At 49.2% G+C, this 20,331-nt stretch carries 23 protein-coding genes and 1 pseudogene; 2 read left to right on the forward strand and 22 right to left on the reverse strand.

Going from position 1 to position 20,331, the window contains the following annotated elements; translation table 11 throughout:
- Nucleotides 1-102: 102 nt before the first annotated feature.
- From AMS66_RS23800 to AMS66_RS23885, 18 genes are all read right to left on the reverse strand, one after another.
- Nucleotides 103-819: a glycosyltransferase gene (locus AMS66_RS23800; protein ID WP_053783159.1), complete on the reverse strand. Its 717-nt coding sequence runs from the start codon at nt 817-819 to the stop codon at nt 103-105.
- Nucleotides 820-1,105: 286 nt separating this feature from the next.
- Nucleotides 1,106-1,822 (reverse strand): glycosyltransferase, encoded by a 717-nt coding sequence (locus tag AMS66_RS23805; protein WP_053783160.1) that lies wholly within the window; start codon nt 1,820-1,822, stop codon nt 1,106-1,108.
- Entirely contained in the window at nt 1,819-2,760 is a 942-nt protein-coding gene (locus AMS66_RS23810) for an NAD-dependent epimerase/dehydratase family protein (RefSeq protein ID WP_053783161.1), read from the reverse strand. Before AMS66_RS23810 ends, AMS66_RS23805 begins: the two co-directional genes overlap by 4 nt.
- Complete coding sequence (locus tag AMS66_RS23815; RefSeq protein WP_053783162.1) at nt 2,742-3,569, reverse strand: dTDP-4-dehydrorhamnose reductase family protein; 828 nt, start codon at nt 3,567-3,569, stop codon at nt 2,742-2,744. The genes AMS66_RS23810 and AMS66_RS23815 overlap by 19 nt, the downstream gene beginning before the upstream one ends.
- Nucleotides 3,566-4,552, reverse strand: coding sequence for a polysaccharide biosynthesis protein (locus AMS66_RS23820; RefSeq protein ID WP_053783163.1), 987 nt, complete (start codon nt 4,550-4,552; stop codon nt 3,566-3,568). Before AMS66_RS23820 ends, AMS66_RS23815 begins: the two co-directional genes overlap by 4 nt.
- Nucleotides 4,545-5,636 carry a non-hydrolyzing UDP-N-acetylglucosamine 2-epimerase gene (wecB, locus tag AMS66_RS23825; RefSeq protein WP_053783308.1) on the reverse strand — a complete coding sequence of 364 codons (1,092 nt, stop codon included), beginning with the start codon at nt 5,634-5,636 and terminating at the stop codon, nt 4,545-4,547. The genes AMS66_RS23820 and wecB overlap by 8 nt, the downstream gene beginning before the upstream one ends.
- Before the next feature lie 14 nt (nt 5,637-5,650).
- Complete coding sequence (locus AMS66_RS23830) at nt 5,651-7,225, reverse strand: glycosyltransferase family 4 protein (RefSeq protein WP_201782219.1); 1,575 nt, start codon at nt 7,223-7,225, stop codon at nt 5,651-5,653.
- An 82-nt stretch (nt 7,226-7,307) separates the two neighbouring features.
- Complete coding sequence (locus AMS66_RS23835) at nt 7,308-8,447, reverse strand: CgeB family protein (RefSeq protein ID WP_236703595.1); 1,140 nt, start codon at nt 8,445-8,447, stop codon at nt 7,308-7,310.
- Between the two features lie 62 nt (nt 8,448-8,509).
- Nucleotides 8,510-9,604: a CgeB family protein gene (locus tag AMS66_RS23840; protein WP_053783165.1), complete on the reverse strand. Its 1,095-nt coding sequence runs from the start codon at nt 9,602-9,604 to the stop codon at nt 8,510-8,512.
- Between the two features lie 258 nt (nt 9,605-9,862).
- The gene (locus AMS66_RS23845) at nt 9,863-10,204 is read right to left on the reverse strand and encodes a hypothetical protein (RefSeq protein WP_144424594.1); all 342 of its coding nucleotides are present in this window, start codon (nt 10,202-10,204) and stop codon (nt 9,863-9,865) included.
- A gap of 1 nt (nt 10,205) precedes the next feature.
- Nucleotides 10,206-10,505: a hypothetical protein gene (locus AMS66_RS23850; RefSeq protein ID WP_053783166.1), complete on the reverse strand. Its 300-nt coding sequence runs from the start codon at nt 10,503-10,505 to the stop codon at nt 10,206-10,208.
- On the reverse strand, nt 10,502-10,840 hold the full coding sequence (locus AMS66_RS23855; protein WP_053783311.1) for a hypothetical protein: 339 nt from the start codon (nt 10,838-10,840) through the stop codon (nt 10,502-10,504). Before AMS66_RS23855 ends, AMS66_RS23850 begins: the two co-directional genes overlap by 4 nt.
- A 23-nt stretch (nt 10,841-10,863) precedes the next feature.
- Nucleotides 10,864-11,151, reverse strand: coding sequence for a nucleoside-diphosphate sugar epimerase (locus AMS66_RS23860; RefSeq protein WP_053783167.1), 288 nt, complete (start codon nt 11,149-11,151; stop codon nt 10,864-10,866).
- Nucleotides 11,152-11,271: 120 nt separating this feature from the next.
- Nucleotides 11,272-12,024 carry an amino acid ABC transporter ATP-binding protein gene (locus tag AMS66_RS23865; RefSeq protein ID WP_053783168.1) on the reverse strand — a complete coding sequence of 251 codons (753 nt, stop codon included), beginning with the start codon at nt 12,022-12,024 and terminating at the stop codon, nt 11,272-11,274.
- Nucleotides 12,021-12,731 (reverse strand): amino acid ABC transporter permease, encoded by a 711-nt coding sequence (locus AMS66_RS23870; RefSeq protein ID WP_053783169.1) that lies wholly within the window; start codon nt 12,729-12,731, stop codon nt 12,021-12,023. Before AMS66_RS23870 ends, AMS66_RS23865 begins: the two co-directional genes overlap by 4 nt.
- 4 nt (nt 12,732-12,735) lie before the next feature.
- Nucleotides 12,736-13,479, reverse strand: coding sequence for an amino acid ABC transporter permease (locus tag AMS66_RS23875; RefSeq protein ID WP_053783170.1), 744 nt, complete (start codon nt 13,477-13,479; stop codon nt 12,736-12,738).
- Between the two features lie 26 nt (nt 13,480-13,505).
- On the reverse strand, nt 13,506-14,345 hold the full coding sequence (locus AMS66_RS23880; RefSeq protein WP_053783171.1) for a transporter substrate-binding domain-containing protein: 840 nt from the start codon (nt 14,343-14,345) through the stop codon (nt 13,506-13,508).
- A 294-nt stretch (nt 14,346-14,639) separates the two neighbouring features.
- Nucleotides 14,640-14,969, reverse strand: coding sequence for a hypothetical protein (locus AMS66_RS23885; RefSeq protein WP_024632565.1), 330 nt, complete (start codon nt 14,967-14,969; stop codon nt 14,640-14,642).
- Nucleotides 14,970-15,234: 265 nt separating this feature from the next.
- Between AMS66_RS23885 and AMS66_RS23890 the strand changes: the two genes are divergently transcribed.
- A complete protein-coding gene (locus AMS66_RS23890; protein WP_053783172.1) occupies nt 15,235-15,771 on the forward strand; it encodes a GNAT family N-acetyltransferase in 537 nt (178 codons plus the stop codon).
- A 146-nt stretch (nt 15,772-15,917) separates the two neighbouring features.
- Here AMS66_RS23890 and modB read toward each other — a convergent pair whose 3' ends face one another.
- Both modB and modA read right to left on the reverse strand, forming a co-directional pair.
- Nucleotides 15,918-16,601, reverse strand: a complete 684-nt coding sequence (gene modB / locus AMS66_RS23895; RefSeq protein WP_053783173.1) for a molybdate ABC transporter permease subunit — start codon at nt 16,599-16,601, stop codon at nt 15,918-15,920.
- Nucleotides 16,598-17,470: a molybdate ABC transporter substrate-binding protein gene (gene modA / locus AMS66_RS23900; RefSeq protein WP_053783174.1), complete on the reverse strand. Its 873-nt coding sequence runs from the start codon at nt 17,468-17,470 to the stop codon at nt 16,598-16,600. The genes modB and modA overlap by 4 nt, the downstream gene beginning before the upstream one ends.
- A gap of 328 nt (nt 17,471-17,798) precedes the next feature.
- Here modA and AMS66_RS23905 point away from each other — a divergent pair, with 328 nt between their 5' ends.
- Nucleotides 17,799-18,857, forward strand: coding sequence for a substrate-binding domain-containing protein (locus AMS66_RS23905; RefSeq protein ID WP_053783175.1), 1,059 nt, complete (start codon nt 17,799-17,801; stop codon nt 18,855-18,857).
- Nucleotides 18,858-18,993: 136 nt separating this feature from the next.
- Here AMS66_RS23905 and folE2 read toward each other — a convergent pair.
- Nucleotides 18,994-19,880: pseudogene (gene folE2, locus AMS66_RS23910) on the reverse strand (GTP cyclohydrolase FolE2).
- A 104-nt stretch (nt 19,881-19,984) separates the two neighbouring features.
- A complete protein-coding gene (locus AMS66_RS23915; RefSeq protein WP_053783176.1) occupies nt 19,985-20,317 on the reverse strand; it encodes a DUF3024 domain-containing protein in 333 nt (110 codons plus the stop codon).
- Nucleotides 20,318-20,331 lie beyond the last annotated feature (14 nt).

The following is a 20,331-nucleotide window of genomic DNA, read 5'->3' on the forward strand; positions in this document are numbered from 1 at the left end:
AAGAGGATATTCGTTGATGCCGCATTTACTTAACGGCAACCGAATACCCTCTTTTTCTTGCGGTTCACTATCTAATATTCGTGCTTCCACGTCTTTTAGCCTCTACTTCCAGTAACCGCCAACCTGCAGTAGATTGAGTAGTACGGGCCGATGCTTCGATTGAACAAGTTCCATCTCGGCTTTCAATGCCTCAAAGTGTTTCTTGGTTCCCATCGATTCATGAACCCGGTAACACATCAGAGGCTCATTGTAATAGAACAGCTCATAGAGCGGAAACAGTCTCAGCCACATCTCATAGTCATGCGTGTAGCGAAAATCGGTGTCAAACATGCCGAACTTTCGAAATGCATCCATCTCTAGCATCACGGTGCAGCCGTTGATTGGGCAACCTTCGGTCAGCACCTGAAGCATCTCCAGACGACTCCCTACTTCTGGTCTGACGGTGTCCATCCATTCGCTGTTCGCATCTACATAATGATAGGCCCCGTGACAGAACGATGCCTTAACGTCTAGCATGAACTTCAGTTGTTTCTCTACCCGGTCCAGCAACATCACATCATCGGAGCTGAGCCAGACAAAGTAATCACCTGTCGCCTGTTTGATTCCCTCGTTTAACGCTGTTGCCGTTCCACCATTCTCTTTTCGAATATAGCGAATGCGATCCATGAATGGTTTCAGCCGCTTTACATGCTTCGTAGAGCCGTCATCCACCACAATGACCTCAATATGCGGATACGTCTGGTGAATGGCGCTGTGAACAGCCTGCTCGATGTACGCGCAATTATAAAAAGGAATGACAATTGATACTTTCGGCTCCATTTGGTCCTCCCCTTTCTCCGCGTAAATAATCCCCATTCTCCCTATTATATGAGGATAGATCCGTTAGGTATCAGGCATCTGTTGCATAACTACGGATAAATTCCGCACATGAGCATTTTGCATAAATCCAAAGAGTGACTTTCAATCAGTAAGATATAGATCGAAATGCTTCTATTCGTCTATATCTTGTCCCGGGAGCGAGTTAAATCAAATTATGAAAAATGCTTATAAACAAAGAGGGCGTTATTCGGCCACCTTGCGGCCTCCATAACCCCCACCAAGTTCTTTATCCTCCCATGGCAGCAATTCGCTGCAACAAAGGCTCCCGATATCTGGACCATACCATGGAGGCCTCCCGGCCGATGGCATCTGCATGGCGTACCGTTCCCATTCCTCCGTGCCGTCGATATGCCGTAAGCGACTCGTTCAGATATGGAAAACGATGTCCGTTCAGCAGAATACGCATCCATAGATCCAGATCATGCGTATAAGGCAACAGTTCATCGAACAGACTCACCGCACTGAACAGATCCCTGCGGATCATCACGGTACAACCGTTCACCGGATTGCCATTAACGAAGAGACGCAGCCAATCTGGCTCAGGCACAGGTTCAGCCCCTCCGTTCAGCTTGGTCACCGCAGAATGTTCATTAATGTAATTAAAGTTGGTATGGGAGATAAGCACATTCTCCCGTTGCATAAATTCAACCTGATGACGAATCTTATCCGGGTATAGAAGATCATCCGAACTCAGCCAGGCGATATAGTCCCCGGAGGCATGACGGATGCCGTGATTCAGAGCCGAAGCTGTGCCGCCGTTGCTTTTGCCAAGAACATAAATGTAGGGAAGATAAGGCTTAAGCAGCTCTTCATGTTGGGTAGAGCCATCGTTGACGATAATGATCTCCACATCGGTATATGTCTGGCTCAGTGCACTCTGGATCGCTTGAGGCACATAGGGACAATTGTAAAACGGAATAACAATGGACACTTTCGGATTCATTCAGTCGCCCTCCCATGCTGGGTACGAACATCACTTAGAATGTCCTGAAGAGATTGGGCAAATGGAATCAGTGGCTGCCAGCCCAACTTGCGCAGCGCCGAGAATTCCTCCTGATCTCCAGCCCCGTCCGGACCGGAAGAAGCACCATCCCAGCGTACAGGTATCTCCGCTTCGGTCATGGTTAACAGCGTATCCGCAATCTCTCCCAGGCTGCGCTCCGTGCCGGACACAACCGGATATACGTTCCCCGTCGTGCCTTGAACAAGCAGGGTTGCATAAGCTCTGACCGCATCCCGCACATCCAGAAAATCACGGGTATTATCCCTGCCGGATAGACGAAAGGCCTCCGTCTTTCCTTCCTGTTCACAGGCGACAACATGACGTGCCAGCAGCGAACATATTCCTGTTGAAGGACCAGCCCCGATCAGATTACCCGGCTCTGCCAGCATAATCTGCTGTCCAAAGAGGGACATCCACGACAGCGACACCATCTCCTCCAGTGCTTTGCTGAGGCTGTACGGGTGGGGAGGCTGCGGAAGCCGGCCGGGTTCAGGGGTATATTTTAACCGGGAACCTACAATAACGGTCCGTGCCGCTGGACAGCTCCGGAGAGCATCCAGCAGATACAGGACAGCCATCACATTGGTCTCCAGTACAAGCAGCGGATCAGACCAGGAATCCGGCACCGAATTTTTGCCTGCGAGATGCAGCACATAGTCCGGTTGCACCTCGTCAATCAGATGACGGACTTGCTGTTTATCGTTAAGATCACAGACATGTACAGCTACGCCATTGTCAAACGAATGTACACCGACTCGCCTGACCACTGCTGCAACCACCGCACCAGCTGTCCGGAAATAAGCGACCGCATGCCGTCCGGTAAAACCGGACGCACCTGTGATCAGCACCTTTTTGCCTGTCAGCTCTGCTCCATCCATAATGCCAGCTCCTTCAGCATTGTAGAATAATCCGGAAGGTCTGTCTTCACGTCCTCACGTGTGGACACCAGCGTACGATCCTGCACTACGCTATCATCCGGTAAGACAACAACATCTTGCTTATCCCATGTCTGTTGGAACAGGATAAGCAGATCATGCTTGCTGACAGGTACCGGATGAGCCAGATGAATGAGGCCGCTAACGGGGGACGACAGATAATGATCTACCCATTTGGCCAGTTCAAGAGTGGTCACCCCATTCCAGAAGACACGCGTATACCCGCCAACTTCGCCTGTACAAGACATGAACCAGTGCATCAGACCGATACCGCCCTTCCGAATTTCAGGTCCAATTATGGACGTGCGGATCGTCAGATGTCCAGCATCCAGGACTTCACCCAGTGCTTTCGTGATCGCATAAGAAGATGTTCCATCGGTAACATCGTCCTCCCGGTAGCCCCCCCGGTCCCCACTAAACACACAATCTGTACTGATGTGAATCAGACGTGCACCGATCGTATCAGCGACCCGCCGCAAACGATGCGGCAGAAATCCGTTAATGTGATAAGCGGTAATTCTGTCTTCATCTGCAAAGCTGTTCAAGACACCTACAGCGTTAACGATGACATCCGGATGTACCGCCTCCACCAGACGGTCGACCATAAAGCAGTCATTTACATCTAGTAGAAGACCGTTAGAATCCGAGACATCCCGGCTCGTGTAAAAGACGCTATGCACGCCTTGACGGCGGAAATAGTCGACCAAGACATGGCCGGCCATTCCGTTCCCCCCAAGTATCAGCAGTTTCATGACAGAAATCCTCCGCGGTGCAGAATGTCACGAATCTCCCGTTTGGTCATCAGCTGATGTTCCGAACTAAAACTACTGAAAGAAACAGGGGGACAATTGGTGTAATGCTCCTTCAGCCCCGGAATACCCAGTGTAGGCAAAATCACCAAATATTGCTCATCGTATACAACTGTAGTCATGCTCTCGAATTCACTCATCAAAATTTCATGAATCTTCTCACCAGGTCGGGTGCCACGCTCCACAATGGACACATTCTCCACACCCGAATCCTCAATCAGTACTTCTGCCAGATCCACGATTTTGCAGGTTGGCATCGTCATGACAAAAATCTCACCACCGACACTTTCCACCGAAGCTTTGAACAGCAATGTGATCGCATCTTTCAGGGTAAGAAAGAATCGAGTCATTTTCATATCCGTGATGGATACTTGACCTTTGGAACGAATCTGATTCTTGAATAAGTGTACGACACTGCCATTCGTTCCAAGTACATTCCCACCACGTACAGTGACAAACCGCGTATTGCTATGCAGCAGATTGGCATATACGATCAACTTCTCGCCGATCGCCTTCGTCATGCCATAGAAATTGGATGGATTGGCGGCCTTGTCAGTGGAGATATATATGACCTTTTCTACCTGATTTTCAATTGCGGCTTCAATGACATTCTGTGTGCCGATCACATTAGTTTTGAGTGCTTCATACGGTTGGTCTTCACATACCGGCACATGCTTAAGCGCTGCGAGATGAAATACATAATCCACATGCTGACAGGCAACGGTTAAGGCATCCTTGTCTCGAATATCACCAATGCGAAAATGAAGACGCGGGTCTTCGAATTCACGACTCATTGCCACTTGGCTGGACTCATTCCGGGAGTAAACAATAATCTCCTTGGGCTGCTGGGGCAGCAGTTGAGCCACAAGTTCATAACCCCATGATCCCGTACCGCCAGTCACGAGTATACGCTTATTTTCAAACATGCATTTTCCCTCCAAGCAGAAATTTGACCACTTTACTGGATACATCTGTTGCTTTGTAACCCTGCGGGCATTCCCAGTCGTTTGGCATTTCGGTCATCACTTTTACACAGCCCGCAATACGCTCCGCATCCAGACCCGAGACCACATTACTGCCGCAATCCACCGTCTCTGGCCGTTCCGTCGTACGACGCATGGTCACTGTAGGCACCCCCATGATGCAGCACTCCTCCTGAACGGTACCGCTATCCGTGAGTGCACAGCGTGCATGTCGTTCCAACATGACGAAGTCGAAAAATCCGAATGGCTCGTGAAATTCCACCAGCGGATTCATCTCCAGTTGCAGATGCTCGGCAATGCGAATAGCCGTTCGAGGGTGGATGCTGCATATGACTCGCATGGCATGTTCCTCAGCAACCTGATTCAAGCCTTTCATGATCTCCAGCAAATGAGGGGGATGGTCGACATTCTCCGCCCGATGGGCCGTAACCAGAAAATATTGCCCGGACTTCAGCATCAATTTTTTCAGTATTTTGCTGGAACTTACCTGTGTGTCGTAGTGACGCATCACTTCATAGATCGGATTTCCTGTCAGCACAATTCGGCGACTGGGAACCCCTTCACTAACCAGATGTTTCTTGCTCTGTTCGGTATATGGCATATTAATGGTAGAAATGGCGTCGATAACCCTGCGATTTTTCTCTTCGGGCACATCCAGGTCAAAGCATCGATTGCCTGCTTCCATATGAATGACGGGTATGCCCATCCGTTCAGCCAGCACAGCGCATAATGCACTGTTCGTATCACCGAGCAGCAGCACTTTATCCGGTTTCTCCTGATTTAATAAATCTTCCATTTGCGTAAACATCGAGGATAACTGTCGACCCAACGAGGCTGCTTCGTCCTGAAGAACGTAGTCCGGCGCCCGCAAGCCCATTTCCTTGAAGAAAAGACCGCTGAGACTTTCCGTGAAGTTCTGTCCCGTGTGTACCAGAATATGTTTGGACGCGTACTGGTCCAGCTTGGAAATGATCAGGCTGAGACGTATAATTTCAGGTCGCGTACCCAGCACCGTCATGATCTTCATCGTCATCCCTGCCTTCATCGTCTATTGGATGCTCTCCGGCGAACCAGGCTTCGTCTGGTTTTGCCAGGTGCACGTTTGCGAGCAGACGGTTGCCCTATGCGCACACGCTTCTTTTTGCTTACCTTCCGCTTTCTCCTGCCTGTTCCCGTCCCCCGTTTCCCTCCATCACGAATCCTGCTGCGATGAGACGGTCGCCGGTGACGACTCCGTCCCGTACTGCTGCTTGAGCGGGAATCTGTTGCTTCGTGGACAGACTGACCTATCACAATCGGAGGTAACGGTGAGAGCGGAAACGCCTGGAACACAGTCAGTGGAAGTAAAAGCGCCCGAACCGTAGCTGATTCCAGAACCAGCACGGTTCGCAATCCCCCCTCACCCCATGCGTACACTGGACCATTCGGAGGCTGAATATACGGAAACCATCCGGGAAAACGCATTAACCACTGTGTCACCATCGTATGCAGCTTTGCCCTGTAGGTTTCAATACCGTACAGCTTTTCCGCTTCTGTCCGATTACGCCATCCGGTATCGGAGGCAAGTTCGGGATCATTCAGCAAGGTTGTTGCCAGCGTGACCAGCGCTTGACTCTCACCAGGCGGAGCCAGAAATGCGCCACTGCCTACGGATTCCAGCAATTCCTTCAGTCCGCCTTGAGCAAAAGCGATAACCGGTTTGGCGAAATAAATTCCCTCCAGCGCGGTCATTCCAAATCCTTCTTTGACCATACTCGGGATGACAACGATATCCATGGCCGTATATGCCAGCGATACGTTCTCTTCGAATTTGGTAAAGGTGAACCTGCGATAGTAACCTGACTTTTTCACCCGTGACACACACTCGTCATAGTACTTTTTGTCCGCTGATGTGCCAATGATCCAGAAACGGCAGCGTGAATGGACCTCACACAATTGCAGCGCCATATCGATAAACGGTTTTAGACCTTTGGCATCATATATAAAAGAAGAGATATAACCGATACAGATTTGCGATGGCTTGAAACCAAGCTCTTTGCGTTTGCGTTCCCGCAAGTGCACCCATCGGTCCGGGTCCGGCAGAGACGGGTCCCAGGTTGGAGAGATCACGGTGAGTTTATCGCTCATGCCAGCTTGTTTGAATGGAGCTGCCGCCGTTTCGGATATGCCTAAGATCCAATCCGAGTAACGACCAATCATCTGTACCGCCTCGGTTGTATGTTCATTCGCCTGAATAATTTCGGTAATCTTCCAGATGACCGGAATTTGCAGAGACTTCGCTGCTACAGCTGGCATCACATTGACACAGGTATTCGTTAACACCATTTCAGGCGCAGTCTCCCGGATCAGGGAGACCACCTCCTGGAAGGCTGGTGAGTGGCGAAGCTGTTCTGCATCCATTGCGATCCCCCGGTAAGGTGTGTACACACCGTGAAGCATCGGCAGGAAACATATTTTGACCTGGATATCGAATCTCCGCGCAAGTCCGGCGAGCTTTCCTTCCTGAGGGACCACAAGTACACAATCGAAGATGGTACCCATTTCCCTCATAAAATGAAGCAGCAGTTTCTCCGCCCCCGTAATGCTGCGGGTGTTGCACACATGTGAAAACAACATGAGTTTAGGTTTAATCGCCATGGCCGCACGGACCCTGAATACGAATATGCAGGGTGCTGTGCACACCTCCTTCCGGACAGGATTAAGGGAATATAATACTCAGCAGTTCGTTGATTCTTTTGCCATACGTGTGATCCTTCAATGTCCGTTCCAGCCCGCGAAGTGCAATCTCACGGCGCTCTTTCTCATGCGAGAGATAGTATTCAACCTTATCGAGCAGCTCCTGAGGGGAAGAGTAGGTCTCGATCTCCACACCCGGTTTATAGAAACGTGCCAGATCATCCCGCGCATCGGTCAATTGAAGGGTCGTGGAAGCCGCAATTTCAAATGTTCTCGGATTCGGGGAGGCTGGTGGAATTTTAACATGGTTGTTGTTAACAGAATCGTCTTCGTGGGAGCGGTGAAGGTTGATGACTATTTTGGTACCGTTATAGACATCGTTCGTTTCCTGGGGACTCATCCAGCGACCCAGTTCGATCTTCTCACCGTAAGCAGCATAATCAGGCAGGCGATCCCACCAGATGCCGTTAAATACGGTATTGTGTGACATCAGCTGTGACATAATTGGATTGAAGAAATATACCCGGTTCCAGTAGGCCGAACCGATAAAGCTGACTTCCCGGTGGAGTGAAGATGGCGTCGTAATTGGGAAGTAGTGATTAGTGAATGCAGCAAAGGGCAGGTAGTGAACAGAAGGACAGCCGTTTTGTCGATACAACTCGACACAGTTCAGTTCCAATGTGAACACATGGTCGAAATGCTGAACTGTCTCAAGCGTCATATCCGTATAGTACGGATCATCCGTGAGCCAAATTGCCGTCTGAATGCCTGCTTGGCGAATCGCATCGAGATGCTCCAGCGGAATATCCATGCCATCCAGCACAAGCACCAGGTCAGGGCGGGTTTGCAGCGCAATTTCAGAAACAGGTTGACGCGGATCGGAAAGGGTTACCTGTGCAACCATGCCCTGCAATGTTGCCATGATGGCTTCGTCCAGTGGGGAATATGGGAATCCCTTACCCGAAGATACATACAGCACGTGAAGCTGCCGGAAAGGCAATGGCTCCTGTGCACAATTGACGATATAGTTGGCACGGCCGCGCAAATATCCTTCTTCCTTGCCCGCATCATATCCGGCATGCTGCCCGTTTTTGCGTGCTTGGTCAGCCAGACTGAGCACTGGTGCATGAAACTTTCTCGTTTTACGGTGTTTGAGAGACATACCGCCACTCCTTTTATTTTTAGGATAGGGTTCTCTAACTCTGCTGTCTTGCAGAAAGAGATTTACACGTGCTCCAGCAGCTGAGCAATACGACGGGTGAACGTATGCTGGTTCAAAGTGGTGAGCAGCCCACGCCAAGCTAGGGCTTGCCGTTCCTCTTCATGGTGCAGATAATATTTGATTTTGTGCTGGAGTTCAGCCGCCGTTGTAAAGGTCTCGATGTCATATCCAGGCCGGTAGTAGCGTGGCAGATCATTGCGTGCATCCGTTATCTGCATCGTGCCGCAAGCACTGATCTCATACGTCCGCGGATTAATGGAATGACCTTCGAGATGATGTGTATTGCGATTGTCCTCTCCATTTTCGCAAGTTCGGTGAATGTTAATGACGATTTTGGCGCCGTTGTAATAATCCACTGTCGCTCCGGGATCAATCCAGCCTTCATGGATGAAGCGACCAAGAACATCGGAACGTGCCAGTCGGTTCCACTGACTGCCGGCAATAAACACCTTTTTGTCTGCCAGAAAAGGAGCCAGCTCGTCGAACAGCGCAATGCGGTTCCAGAACCCGGTGCCGATAAAACAAATGTCGTACTGATGCTGAGGAGCCGTACGCCTTGGTTGAAACATCCCCGGGTTCACTGCCAGCGGCATATAAATCACTCGATTCGCTCCATGTGCCGTATAGAAAGGTACGGCCGCCTCCTCATGCGTGAACACGACATCATAATGCTGGCAGATGGTTGTCGTATCTTCGGTAAAATACGGGTCATCCACAAACCATACTGCTGTTCGAATTCCCAGTCCCCTTATGCCATTCACCTGTTCCAGATGATCGGGGGGAAATACGTGTAATCCATTCATGACCAGCACCAGATCGGGCCTGTGCTGGCTGGCATCCTGCAGCATGGTTGCCGGCGATCCCACAACACACTCACGTACAGATTGCTGCAATGCCAAAGTGACGCCTTCATCGATGGCATCGAACCCCTGCGGAATGTACAGCACTTTCATATCCCGCACGGTCGGCTCAAACATTTCCACTCGCTCCATCATGGCTTGACAGCCGCCAAATCTGCGGCCTTCTGCATATCCACCGCGATACGCCGTCTCCGCTTCTGTAGGCGGTCGGTGTCGTCTTTTTGCCACATCCTTCACCCTGTCTTCCTTCAGGAGATCCGATTTCAGATTCTCCCCGAGATTGGTGTTCCCTCTAAAGGATATGCCCCGGGGTCAGATGCATCATGGACGGGTGTCCTGCAAGGCGCAAAATTGGCGTCTGCCCTCCACATCCGCCTGCACGGGCATGTCCGCTTTTGCGGTAAAGCAAATAACCCGGAGGGATCTGTCCCCCCGGGCAATCGTCACACACTGGACATGCATCTATAACCATCAGGAAAATGCACACTTATTCTGTTATTGCGCTTTGTAAGCCAGCTGATGTCCGTCCTCGAATCCCTTGGCGAAACCCGCGTTGAATCCCTCGTTGTACGCCTCGTTGTAGCCCTGGCTGTATGCACTGTCCGGGTTCGGATCGGTAGGGGTAGCCGGGACGAAAGGTTGTGCGGGCTTCGGACTCCGGTGCCGTCGAACCGCACGTTTCTTTTTTTTAAGCCACGCACTACGTCCTTTAAGAGTACGTTTGTGCAGTATGCGCTTGCCTTTAACAGCACGCAGTTTACGAATTTTACGCAGACGGGCCCCGCGGGCAAGCAAAGCTCTTTTGGTTCTCAGACGTATTTTTTTCTTCTTTAACATGTCAACACTCCTCCTGTATGTTCCGGACCATGCGTATCGCATATCCAGAGTCTTTGAGCCATGGCGTTCCAGGCTCCCCATGCTGGATTTGGGCCAGTTGAATGCCCGTAACCATCCGGGACATCTCCTCTTGATAACGGCTCAGCAAACGAATATTCTCGGCCAGACTTCGGGCAGATACTTCCGAGTGGGCAGACACGCTCGCCACACTGTCCAGAATACGGGCGAGCGCCTGCTGACTGTGTGCAATCGATTCAATGAGGGCCAGTTTCGCTTCCTGCTCACGCCGCAACAAACTCATTTTCCGAGATCCCCCATATCCATACCGCCAAACATGCCGCTGTCCATACCGCCCTCTTCACCATCGTCCTGCACCATAATGGCTTTCAAGTTGTTGCACAGTCCGGTTTCCATCCGGGTCAATCCTTCCAGTATTTCTACCAGCTGATCATGCATTTTGAGTGGCTCCGCTACCTGATCGCCATGGGTCAGAAAAGCTTCACCATTCAGATGATTCAGCGCCCAGTTCCTTACCTTCTCGGCTTCAATCGCCTTAGCCTCCAGAATGAGGGCAATATTCCACTGCATTTTGGCGGCTGCATCCAGCATAAGGATGAGGCTTTGTTCTCTGCTCATGTCCATTCACCCGCCTTCCGGGCTTATTCTTCCTCTTGTCCCGCCATCTCCTTCATCACCTGGGTAAGCGTTTCGGCTACGGCTTCCTCCAGGTCTGCAAGGCCTCCCAAATAGGAGATGATGCTTTTGTTGATTTGTCCCGAGCTATCCAGCAGACCGTCAACGCCATCCAGCTCCGGTTCGATATCCGGCAAATGATTGATGATTTCAGACATGCGCACAGCGACTTGACGTTTGGCATCCAGTACACGTGCAATCTGCTGGTGAGAATGTGCAATATGTGTGAGTATTTCATCGATTTTGCTCTGCATGGTCCTCCTCCTTACCGTTACGGCCTGCTTCACCCATAGAAAAACCGGCCTATCAGCATTTGCCTGCTACAGCATATGCCGGGCCGGGATCGTCAGTTACTCCAGTTTGAGCCTATATCGTCAGATGACATAACTCCAATCGGATGAGTATCGGCTGAGAAATTGGCGGGTACGTTCCTGTTTGGGCCGCATAAATACTTCCTCCGGTGTTCCTTCTTCCACTACGGAACCCCCATCCATGAATACAACTCGATTCGCCACCTCGCGGGCAAACCCCATTTCATGGGTGACGACAATCATTGTGATGCCTTCCTGGGCAATCGATCGAATGACGGACAGCACCTCACCTACAAGTTCAGGATCAAGCGCCGAGGTAGGTTCATCAAACAGAATTACCTCTGGATTCAGTGCCAGCGCCCGAGCAATGCCTACCCGCTGCTGTTGTCCACCTGACAGCATGCTGGGATACTCATTAATTTTGGCGGACAGTCCCACTTGTTCAAGTACACGCAAGGCTCGTTCACGAGCATCTGCTTTGGACATTTTCTGGGCGATGATTAACCCTTCCGTTACGTTATCCAGCACCGTTTTATGTTTGAACAGGTTATAATGTTGGAACACCATCGCCGTTTTTCGCCGTAACTGCACAATGTCATGTTTGCGGGCATGCTTGCAGTCTACGGTTAATCCGCTGATCTGAACCTTGCCCTCATCGGCACGTTCAAGAAAATTCACACAACGCAGCAATGTCGTTTTGCCGGACCCACTCGGTCCAAGAATGGCAACAACATCCCCCTGCTCTACAGTCAGATCGATACCTTTCAACACTTCCTGCTGACCGAAAGATTTGTGTATATTCGTCAGTGATATCATGACACCCCTCCTTTGCTGTACACGGCAACTCTGCGTTCCAGCAAAGCTGTAATCCGTTCGGCAATCACCGTCAGACCCCAATAGATCAATGCGGCAGCAATGAAAGCCTCCAAAAATTTAAGACTGACTGAAGCCACCACATCCGCTTTGCCGAGAATATCCATCTGTGACACGGTAAACGCAAGTGTTGATCCATGCAGGAAACCAACAAACATGCTGCACAGATTTGGCAGAACCGCACCAACCGCCTGAGGTAAAATAATGCGTCTCAACGCCTGAGAGGTACTCATGCCCACGGCATGTGCAGCTTCCATCTGCCCGGTATCCACCGCCAGAATGCCGGAACGGATAATCTCAGACATATAAGCTCCCGCAGTTAACGAGAAGGCGAATAGCACAAACACCAGAATCGGAATGGAAGACGACTGAAAGGCCCAACCGTACCGGGCAGCAAGCTTGTCGATGATCAGCGGAATCCCGTAATAGATTAGAAACAAGTGCATCAGCATCGGTGTCCCCCGAAAAAACGAAACATAGAAATTAGCGATTCGGTAGACCCAGGGAACCTTATAAATTCGAACCAATGCAGTAACCAGACCAATGCCAAAGCCTGCGATCAACGGTACAATCGTAATGACGAGTGTCAGTGGCAATGCCTTTAGAATCTGGAAAAAAGATGTGTAGATAAAGTTGAAATCAATAGACATTTGCTCACCCCGCTATTCGTTTCAGGCGTTCAGCTCTTACCGCTGGCCCACGGACTTCTTTCTTACGTTCGTGACGCTGGAGTCTGCGTTCTGCGATAGCAAACCCTTTTTCAAGTACAAGCACGATAACATAGTAGACAATCGAGAGACTGATATACACTTCAAGTGCATGCGATGTAGCCGAGATCAGCGTTTGCCCCCTGCCCACCATGTCCATGACCCCAATCGAAAAAGCCAGTGACGTATCCTTTAACGAGCCAATTAACGTATTTGCCATATTTGGAAAAGCAACAATGAGTGCTTGCGGAACCACAATGCGCCGAAACGACTGAAACGTGGTCAAGCCCGCAGCATAAGCTGCTTCTGTCTGGCCCTTGTCCACACTGCGTACAGCTCCGCGAAAGATTTCGGCAAAGGACGCTGCATCACTTAGCGCATAAGTCACGATGACAAATACCAGCGGATCGGTCCTGGACAGATCGATCCCTATAGGCTTGAGTAATTCAGGTAATCCGTAATAGACCAGAAACAACTTGATGAGAATCGGTGTGCCCCGCATGAAAGAGACGTACAGGATTGCGAACTGGCTCAGCCCCGGAATCCGGTATAACCTCGGAACCGCCAGAAGCACACCGCCCACCAGACCGAGCACAATGGAACCACCCAGTACAATTAGTGTAATATGCAAATATCGCAGCAGTTCAGGGACGAAATCCAGAACCAATGACAGATCGAATGATTTACCCATAACCGTCGCTCACCTTTCTCAACGAACTATTCCTCAACCGTGTAATCGGCTCCCAGCCACTCTGTGCTCAATTTGCTCAATGTTCCATCTTCCTTGATTGATTTGAGTGCTTCATCAATTTTCGTTTTGAGCTCTTCCTCATCCTTGTTCAGAATGAAATACACTTTGGAGTTGGAAAGAGCCTCTCCTACAGTCTTTAACTGTGCATCTACCACTTTGTTCTGATAATCGATGGCAAACTGCGTGCTGATGGTTGCATCCACCCGGCCTGTTTTGATCTGGGTATTCGTATCTTCTCCTGCTCCGGAATAAACAATGTCAATTGCTTTGCCATTCGCTGCATTCCATTTTTCAGCCAATACAGCTGCATTACTTGTCGCGCCAACAATCAGCTTCTTCCCTTTCAGATCCTCAATGGACTTTACATCCTGGTTTTTCTCGCTCACAACGATTTTATTAGGAAAAATATTATACGCCTCGTCATTAAAAAGGAACTTGGCTTGTCTCTCTTCATTCACTTCCATCTGGTGAGCGATCAGGTCTATTTTCTTCGTTTCAAGACTGAGCAGCAGGTTTTTGAATTCCATCGTACTGAACTCGAATTCATATTCGGGCAATCGTTTATCAATCTCGCGAATCAGTTCTACATCGTATCCCGTCAGCTTGCCATTCTCATCAATAAAGCAAACATTCGGGAATTGAGTGCCTGTACCCACAATAATTTTCTTCACTTTATCTTGACCGGACGTAGATGCGGTATCCGATTCATTCGCTGCATTGCCTGAGCTGCAACCCGCCAATACCGCCAACATCGTAATGAACAGCAATGCTGTCCGGAATTTCTGAATCCCCCATTGATTAACCATTCCCGATCTCCTCCACAGGCTGTCATTTCAGCCAATATGATGTGTACTCCCATTCCTCACCTTTGATTTAACTAACCATTCACACTTGTATAGTCGGAATTAGGTTGAACAAAGAATAGCACCGTATGTCATATCCAGGCAATATATATGTTAATAGGACATCCTGATAACGTTATAGAACTTCTCTATGCTTCACCAGCGATATGATCCAAAAGTAAACCAAAAGAAGCGATCCACCAACCAGGTTGGGGATCGCTTCTTCAATTCCAGATCACTTTAAATCCAAATACGCATCTATCTGCGACTGGCCCATTTAATTTTACGAGCCACTTCTATACGCTGCAGTTGCAACAGTCCAATTCGTTCTTCAAACTTCTTGCGTTCATCCGTTGAATGGGCCGCGTGAATCTGGTGGCAGAGACCTGTCAGTTTGCTGTTTATATAGTCAAATCTCATCCATAATTCTTCTTCAGGTGTGCGCTGCTCCGCTTCCGGCTGAAATATTTTGAGCTGGTGGATAAGGGACTGCTGCCATTCCTGATCCTCGATTTGGATGGCAAAATGCAAAAGATCCAGATAGTCGTCGATTTGCAACGATATACCGCAATCAGATTTCGTATTCATTAGTCGTCTCTCCTTATTTCAGTTCTTGGCTGGAATCAGTTAGTTCTATTTTACAGGATAGAGCATGGTTTAGGCGAGTCCTGAAACGAGTAAAATTGGAAAAAGTTTTGTCATTTTTACATATAGAAGCTTTCGATGGACTTATAGACAGATCTGATTCGAGAATTATATTCCAACCATGAATTTCATGATAAAATAACACCAAAATATTAAACCAACTTAACAGGTTGGAATAGTTAATTTTTGTAGAAGGGATTGATCGACTATGACCGAACAATACCGATTGGCAACGCTTGAAGATGCCGAACCATTGCTGGCTGTTACCGTGGATGCCTATGAGACGATTCGGGCCCTGAACATTCCTTTCCCAGCCGGACATGCTACACTGGAAGTCATCCAGAATAATATTGTACAGCATGAATGCTATATACTTGAAAAAGGGGGAGAGATTATTGCCACGGTTACCCTTGACCGAGCAGAAGATCTACAGCGGCAGGCCATCAGCCCCTACCCTTTCATTCGCTGGTTCGCGGTAAGTCCAGCGCATAAAAGCCAGGGTTACGGCTCCAAGCTGCTGGATTGGGTGGAGCAACATATCATTCTGCATAAGCTTGATGCTCCTGCCGTATTCCTGGCAACAGCGACCCGCCATCCGTGGCTTGCTCCCATGTATGAACGGAGGGGATATGAACCTTTTCACATCAAAACGGTACAAACACCTGAACGGCAGGAAGAGATTGTATTTATGGTCAAAACGCTGGACCCTTCCCGGTATAAGACCCCTTCTGTACAAACCGGATAAGCAAAGAACAGCTTGGTTGAATGCAAACATACATGATATCCGATATACGCAGCCTGTGCAAATGAAAACCCGCTCCAAGGAAAGATTCCTTGAGCGGGTTTTTGAATGGTCATTCATTGCTGTCTTATTCACATTGACGGTTTAAATCATGCCTTGCCGTCACGCGGCTGCCTGGTTAAAAGCAACATGATAAATGAGATGATAATAATAGAGCCGGTCCATACCCAAGCCATCGTCTGATTGCCCGAATCCACAGCAACATAGATCGCAGTGGGTACAGTTTGCGTTTTGCCCGGGATATTACCTGCGATCATGAGCGTGGCCCCGAATTCCCCCAGTGCACGAGCGAAACCCAGGATGAAAGCCGTCATCAACGCTCTCCCCGCAAGCGGAAGCGAAATATAACGAAATACCTGCCATTCATTCGCTCCTATGGAGCGGCCTGCATCTTCCAAATCCCGATCAATCCCGCTAAATCCGGATTTCATCGTCTGATATACCAATGGGAAAGCAACCACTACGGAGGCAATCAGGGCAGCCCACCAGGAGAAAATAACAGGCGCGGAGAAGATGGCTTCGATCCACCGTCCCAGCAGGCTCTTACGCCCCAATAATACGAGTAATATGAATCCAACTACGGTCGGCGGCAGCACGAGCGGAAGCATAAATGCCGTTTCTAGAAAAATCTTTCCCGGGAACGACTTACGCGACATCTTCCAGGCCACAGCAATGCCCGCCACCGCTGCAATCACACTGGACAGCAGGGCAACCTGAAGGGAAAGACGAACCGGCGGCCAGAATACCGCCCAGTCTATTGCGCTCACATTCATTCCGGAATGGAGAACCCGTATTTGGCAAATACATCAAGCACTTCAGGGGTTTGCAAATACGTGTAGAATTGTTCGGCTTCTGTCCGGTGTTTCGTCCCTTCAATAATCCCTACTGGATAATTGGCAGGTGTATAACTGTTCTTGTCTACTTCAAATGCAATTTTCACCTGATCCGAAGTGAGTGCATCCGTTTTGTACACAAAACCCGAATCCGCATTGCCTGTCTCTACATATTGCAGAACCTGTCTGACATCCTTGCCTTGTACAAGCTTACCTTCCAACTTTTCCCATAGTTTGGCATTGGTCAGTGCTTCCTTGGCATAGGTTCCTGCAGGCACACTTTCGGGTATACCAATCGCGACTGTCTTGATGGAATCGGCCGTCAGATCCTTCTCGCTTGTTACGGTATTTGAACTATCTGCTGGAATAATGGCTACCAATGAATTTTGCAGCAAATTCTTCTGATCACCGGATGCAATCAATTTCTCATCCACGAGTGCGTTCATATTTTTGGTCGCAGCCGATACAAAAACATCTGCTGGCGCACCTTGTTCAATCTGCTGTTGCAATGCTCCTGAAGCACCAAAGTTGAAGTTGAGTTCAATGTAGGGATGAGACTTCTCATAATTCGTCTCAATCTCCTTCATCGCATCGGTCAAACTGGCTGCTGCAGAGATCGTCAACTCCACTGTTTCCTGCGACTCGGTATTTTCAGTTGATGCGCCCTCGCCTAATGCCGCTGGTGTTGAACCCGTTTGTTCCGTTGCTGTGGATGTATCCGTACTACCCGTACTTGCACCACAACCGGCTAATACGAGTGCCAGGCCAAGTGACATACTCCCCAACACATATCCAATACTCTTTTTCATCTACTTCTCCCCCGATGTTATGTTTAGTTATAACTAGATATAATTAATTATATTTCATTATACATAAGATCATTGAAATAGGAAGGTCGTCTTTGACGTCTCCATTGAAGATCAGGCCATCTATAGCTGAATTCCGGTGGGCGAGTTTATACCCTCTGGCTGTTAATGGTATAGTACAAGAGACCCCAGCGTTTATCTGTCATAAAGGGATCAAAGAAATCTGGGGATAACAGCGATCGGAAGAGTGTTCTGTCATCGGAGTGCCAGTGTAAATGTTTAGTTGAGGTTATATAGTTATGATCTGCACCTTGAAGGAGGATCTTCACTGATGACGGAGGAGCAATCCTATACCACCGAAGAAATATCCAAGCTGCTCAAAATATCCAAACTGACGGTCTACGATCTGATCAAAAAGGGAGACCTCGTCGCTTATCGCGTCGGCAAACAAATGCGTATTGACGCCACCGATCTGGAAGCATATAAACAACGCTCCAAGCAGCTACAATCGCCAGCACACCGGGCCGCTGTGGATTCAGTTCAACCTCCTGAGTCTGATTACGGAACGGGAATCAATCCATCTAATTCTGCCACGCACCCCGCTGCAAATGTTTCTTCTCCATCCAGTGGCACATTCGCTGCTTCATCTTCCATGACGGGCAACAGATCGTCAGCCCATTCGGCTCGTCATCTGGTCATTACGGGACAGGATGTCAGCCTCGATATTCTCATGCGATATATGGAGAAACAAACACAGGATGTTCGACCGCTGCGTTCCTTCATGGGCAGTCTGGACGGCTTGATCTCCATGTACCGCGGGGAGTCTGATCTGGTCAGTACCCATCTGCTCGACGGAGATACAGGAGAATATAATCTGCCCTATATACGCAAAATCCTGATTGGTTGGTCGTATGTCGTCGTGAATCTGCTGTCACGGCCTGCCGGACTGTACGTACAACGAGGTAACCCGCGCGGCTTGCAGAACTGGACAGATCTGAAGCAGCCCGAGCTTCGATTGGCTAACCGGGAGAAAGGTTCAGGAGCACGTGTATTGCTGGATGAACAATTGCGTCTGCACGGTATCCCTACTGCCCATCTGATCGGGTATGACGTGGAAGAAACCAGTCATATGGGCGTAGCCGCCAAGGTCAGTTCCGGCGAAGCCGATGTTGGAATCGGCAGCGAGAAAGCTGCACGACTTGTCGGTCAGGTTGATTTCATTCCACTTGTCCAGGAACGTTATGATCTGGTGATGCTGAAGAAACCAGGAAACGAAGCGTGGACCGAATCGGTATTACGTATTCTTCAATCAACGGAGTTCCGGCATGAACTGCAATCGTTTGAGGGATATGATGTATCCCGAACTGGCGAAATTTTATACGAAGTCTAGTACGATTGCACCTGAATTGCTCATGGGAATGACAGAAAAAATAAAAGAAACGCCTCTGGAACTCTGACGACGTTTCTTCTATTTTTCATCATATTGTACCGTGATATAAAATGAATTCCGTAGCCATCAGGCATTGCTATCTCGACTTATCATACACGATGCGGGCCACCGCATCATGCTGATGGATGGACTCTTCATTCCTGCAATCCACCTTAAATTTGCGTACCCAATGTTTCTCATACAGGTCTGCCGCCACCAGCCTGACGATGTCTTCCACAAACCGCGGGTTCTCATATGCACGTTCCGTGACCCGTTTCTCATCAGGTCTTTTGAGTACGGGATAAAGGCAGCTGCTTGCATTGGATTCGGCCACATTCAGCAGCTCTTCCTTCCAATAGCCCGGCAATGCATCTCCCGGTTCGCCTTGCACCTGGATACGCAATACACCTCGCTGGTTGTGCGCACTATATTCGCTGATTTCTTTCGAGCATGGACATAACGTCGTGATCTGTATATGTAAACCCGTTCTCAGAACGGGGGATTTTCAGCTTCCCAGATGACATGAACGGTAGCCAAAGAATGATTTAGTCCAGACAAACCGGTTACGGGCGCGGATCGCTCGTAGAACCAGGGATAGGTTACTTTCAGCTCCGCCTTCGGTTGATTCATCTGTTCAGCTATCTGTTGCGTCAGCGCAATCAGATCCGGAATCCGGTCACTCAGTCCTTCACTGCGACTCTTCTGAATCTGCTCCATCAGGCGGCTCATGTTAATGCCTTTGGATTCTCGATCCAGCGAAGTCGTCAACCGAAACGTTCCGATGCTGGACAATTTCACGGGATCTTTGGCCGAAATGACATCCAGAGGATACTTCACCTGATCAATACCGACTTGTTGCAGTTCAAACAGAAAATCATTTTTGCTATTCTGCAAATCCTGCATCTCTTCTTTTAGCACAGGCTTATCTCCCTGTATCGGATCAACAGAGCCGAATAACCGCAAGCGTTCAGATTTATCCGGCATGATGAAACAATCGCTCGCCACTCGGTTACTCCTGTTAACCAGCTGTTCCTTTTGCATTTTCCAATCCCTCCCTCCATCACATATTTCCGTTATCCGCTGCGCATTCAGCGCCAGAACAAACCTGCCTCGTCCCGCTCAACCTGCTCCAGCATGGCTTCAAAATCAGGACAAGGTTCAATGACGTCTACCTCATTCCAGCCACTGTGTTCACCTTTCGCATATACCTTCCACTGATTCTCCTCCCAGTGAAATCGGGCAATCGGCAGCTTATCCCACTGATAGCGTTCCTCAGCAGGCCTTTCCTCGGTCAAAATTAGTTCATTGTTATTCAACTCATAGGTCAGCTTCACCATCGTTCGCAGGGGAGCAGGCACCTTCTCCTGAATATAACCGTCCAGCACCGACTGAATTCTCCGAATAGTAAACGAGTCCAGCATGGAGATCCCCCTTT

This window comes from Paenibacillus xylanivorans (assembly GCF_001280595.1).
Lineage (GTDB): Bacteria > Bacillota > Bacilli > Paenibacillales > Paenibacillaceae > Paenibacillus > Paenibacillus xylanivorans.

What these genes read in the sequence shown, in the direction of transcription:
- AMS66_RS23800 (WP_053783159.1), bottom strand. Translation starts at nt 819, where the DNA reads ATGGAGCCGAAAGTATCAATTGTCATTCCTTTTTATAATTGCGCGTAC.
- AMS66_RS23805 (WP_053783160.1), bottom strand. Translation starts at nt 1,822, where the DNA reads ATGAATCCGAAAGTGTCCATTGTTATTCCGTTTTACAATTGTCCCTAT.
- AMS66_RS23810 (WP_053783161.1), bottom strand. Translation starts at nt 2,760, where the DNA reads ATGGATGGAGCAGAGCTGACAGGCAAAAAGGTGCTGATCACAGGTGCG.
- AMS66_RS23815 (WP_053783162.1), bottom strand. Translation starts at nt 3,569, where the DNA reads ATGAAACTGCTGATACTTGGGGGGAACGGAATGGCCGGCCATGTCTTG.
- AMS66_RS23820 (WP_053783163.1), bottom strand. Translation starts at nt 4,552, where the DNA reads ATGTTTGAAAATAAGCGTATACTCGTGACTGGCGGTACGGGATCATGG.
- wecB (WP_053783308.1), bottom strand. Translation starts at nt 5,636, where the DNA reads ATGAAGATCATGACGGTGCTGGGTACGCGACCTGAAATTATACGTCTC.
- AMS66_RS23830 (WP_201782219.1), bottom strand. Translation starts at nt 7,225, where the DNA reads ATGTTGTTTTCACATGTGTGCAACACCCGCAGCATTACGGGGGCGGAG.
- AMS66_RS23835 (WP_236703595.1), bottom strand. Translation starts at nt 8,447, where the DNA reads ATGTCTCTCAAACACCGTAAAACGAGAAAGTTTCATGCACCAGTGCTC.
- AMS66_RS23845 (WP_144424594.1), bottom strand. Translation starts at nt 10,204, where the DNA reads ATGTTAAAGAAGAAAAAAATACGTCTGAGAACCAAAAGAGCTTTGCTT.
- AMS66_RS23850 (WP_053783166.1), bottom strand. Translation starts at nt 10,505, where the DNA reads ATGAGTTTGTTGCGGCGTGAGCAGGAAGCGAAACTGGCCCTCATTGAA.
- AMS66_RS23855 (WP_053783311.1), bottom strand. Translation starts at nt 10,840, where the DNA reads ATGAGCAGAGAACAAAGCCTCATCCTTATGCTGGATGCAGCCGCCAAA.
- AMS66_RS23860 (WP_053783167.1), bottom strand. Translation starts at nt 11,151, where the DNA reads ATGCAGAGCAAAATCGATGAAATACTCACACATATTGCACATTCTCAC.
- AMS66_RS23865 (WP_053783168.1), bottom strand. Translation starts at nt 12,024, where the DNA reads ATGATATCACTGACGAATATACACAAATCTTTCGGTCAGCAGGAAGTG.
- AMS66_RS23870 (WP_053783169.1), bottom strand. Translation starts at nt 12,731, where the DNA reads ATGTCTATTGATTTCAACTTTATCTACACATCTTTTTTCCAGATTCTA.
- AMS66_RS23875 (WP_053783170.1), bottom strand. Translation starts at nt 13,479, where the DNA reads ATGGGTAAATCATTCGATCTGTCATTGGTTCTGGATTTCGTCCCTGAA.
- AMS66_RS23880 (WP_053783171.1), bottom strand. Translation starts at nt 14,345, where the DNA reads ATGGTTAATCAATGGGGGATTCAGAAATTCCGGACAGCATTGCTGTTC.
- AMS66_RS23885 (WP_024632565.1), bottom strand. Translation starts at nt 14,969, where the DNA reads ATGAATACGAAATCTGATTGCGGTATATCGTTGCAAATCGACGACTAT.
- AMS66_RS23890 (WP_053783172.1), top strand. Translation starts at nt 15,235, where the DNA reads ATGACCGAACAATACCGATTGGCAACGCTTGAAGATGCCGAACCATTG.
- modB (WP_053783173.1), bottom strand. Translation starts at nt 16,601, where the DNA reads ATGAATGTGAGCGCAATAGACTGGGCGGTATTCTGGCCGCCGGTTCGT.
- modA (WP_053783174.1), bottom strand. Translation starts at nt 17,470, where the DNA reads ATGAAAAAGAGTATTGGATATGTGTTGGGGAGTATGTCACTTGGCCTG.
- AMS66_RS23905 (WP_053783175.1), top strand. Translation starts at nt 17,799, where the DNA reads ATGACGGAGGAGCAATCCTATACCACCGAAGAAATATCCAAGCTGCTC.
- AMS66_RS23915 (WP_053783176.1), bottom strand. Translation starts at nt 20,317, where the DNA reads ATGCTGGACTCGTTTACTATTCGGAGAATTCAGTCGGTGCTGGACGGT.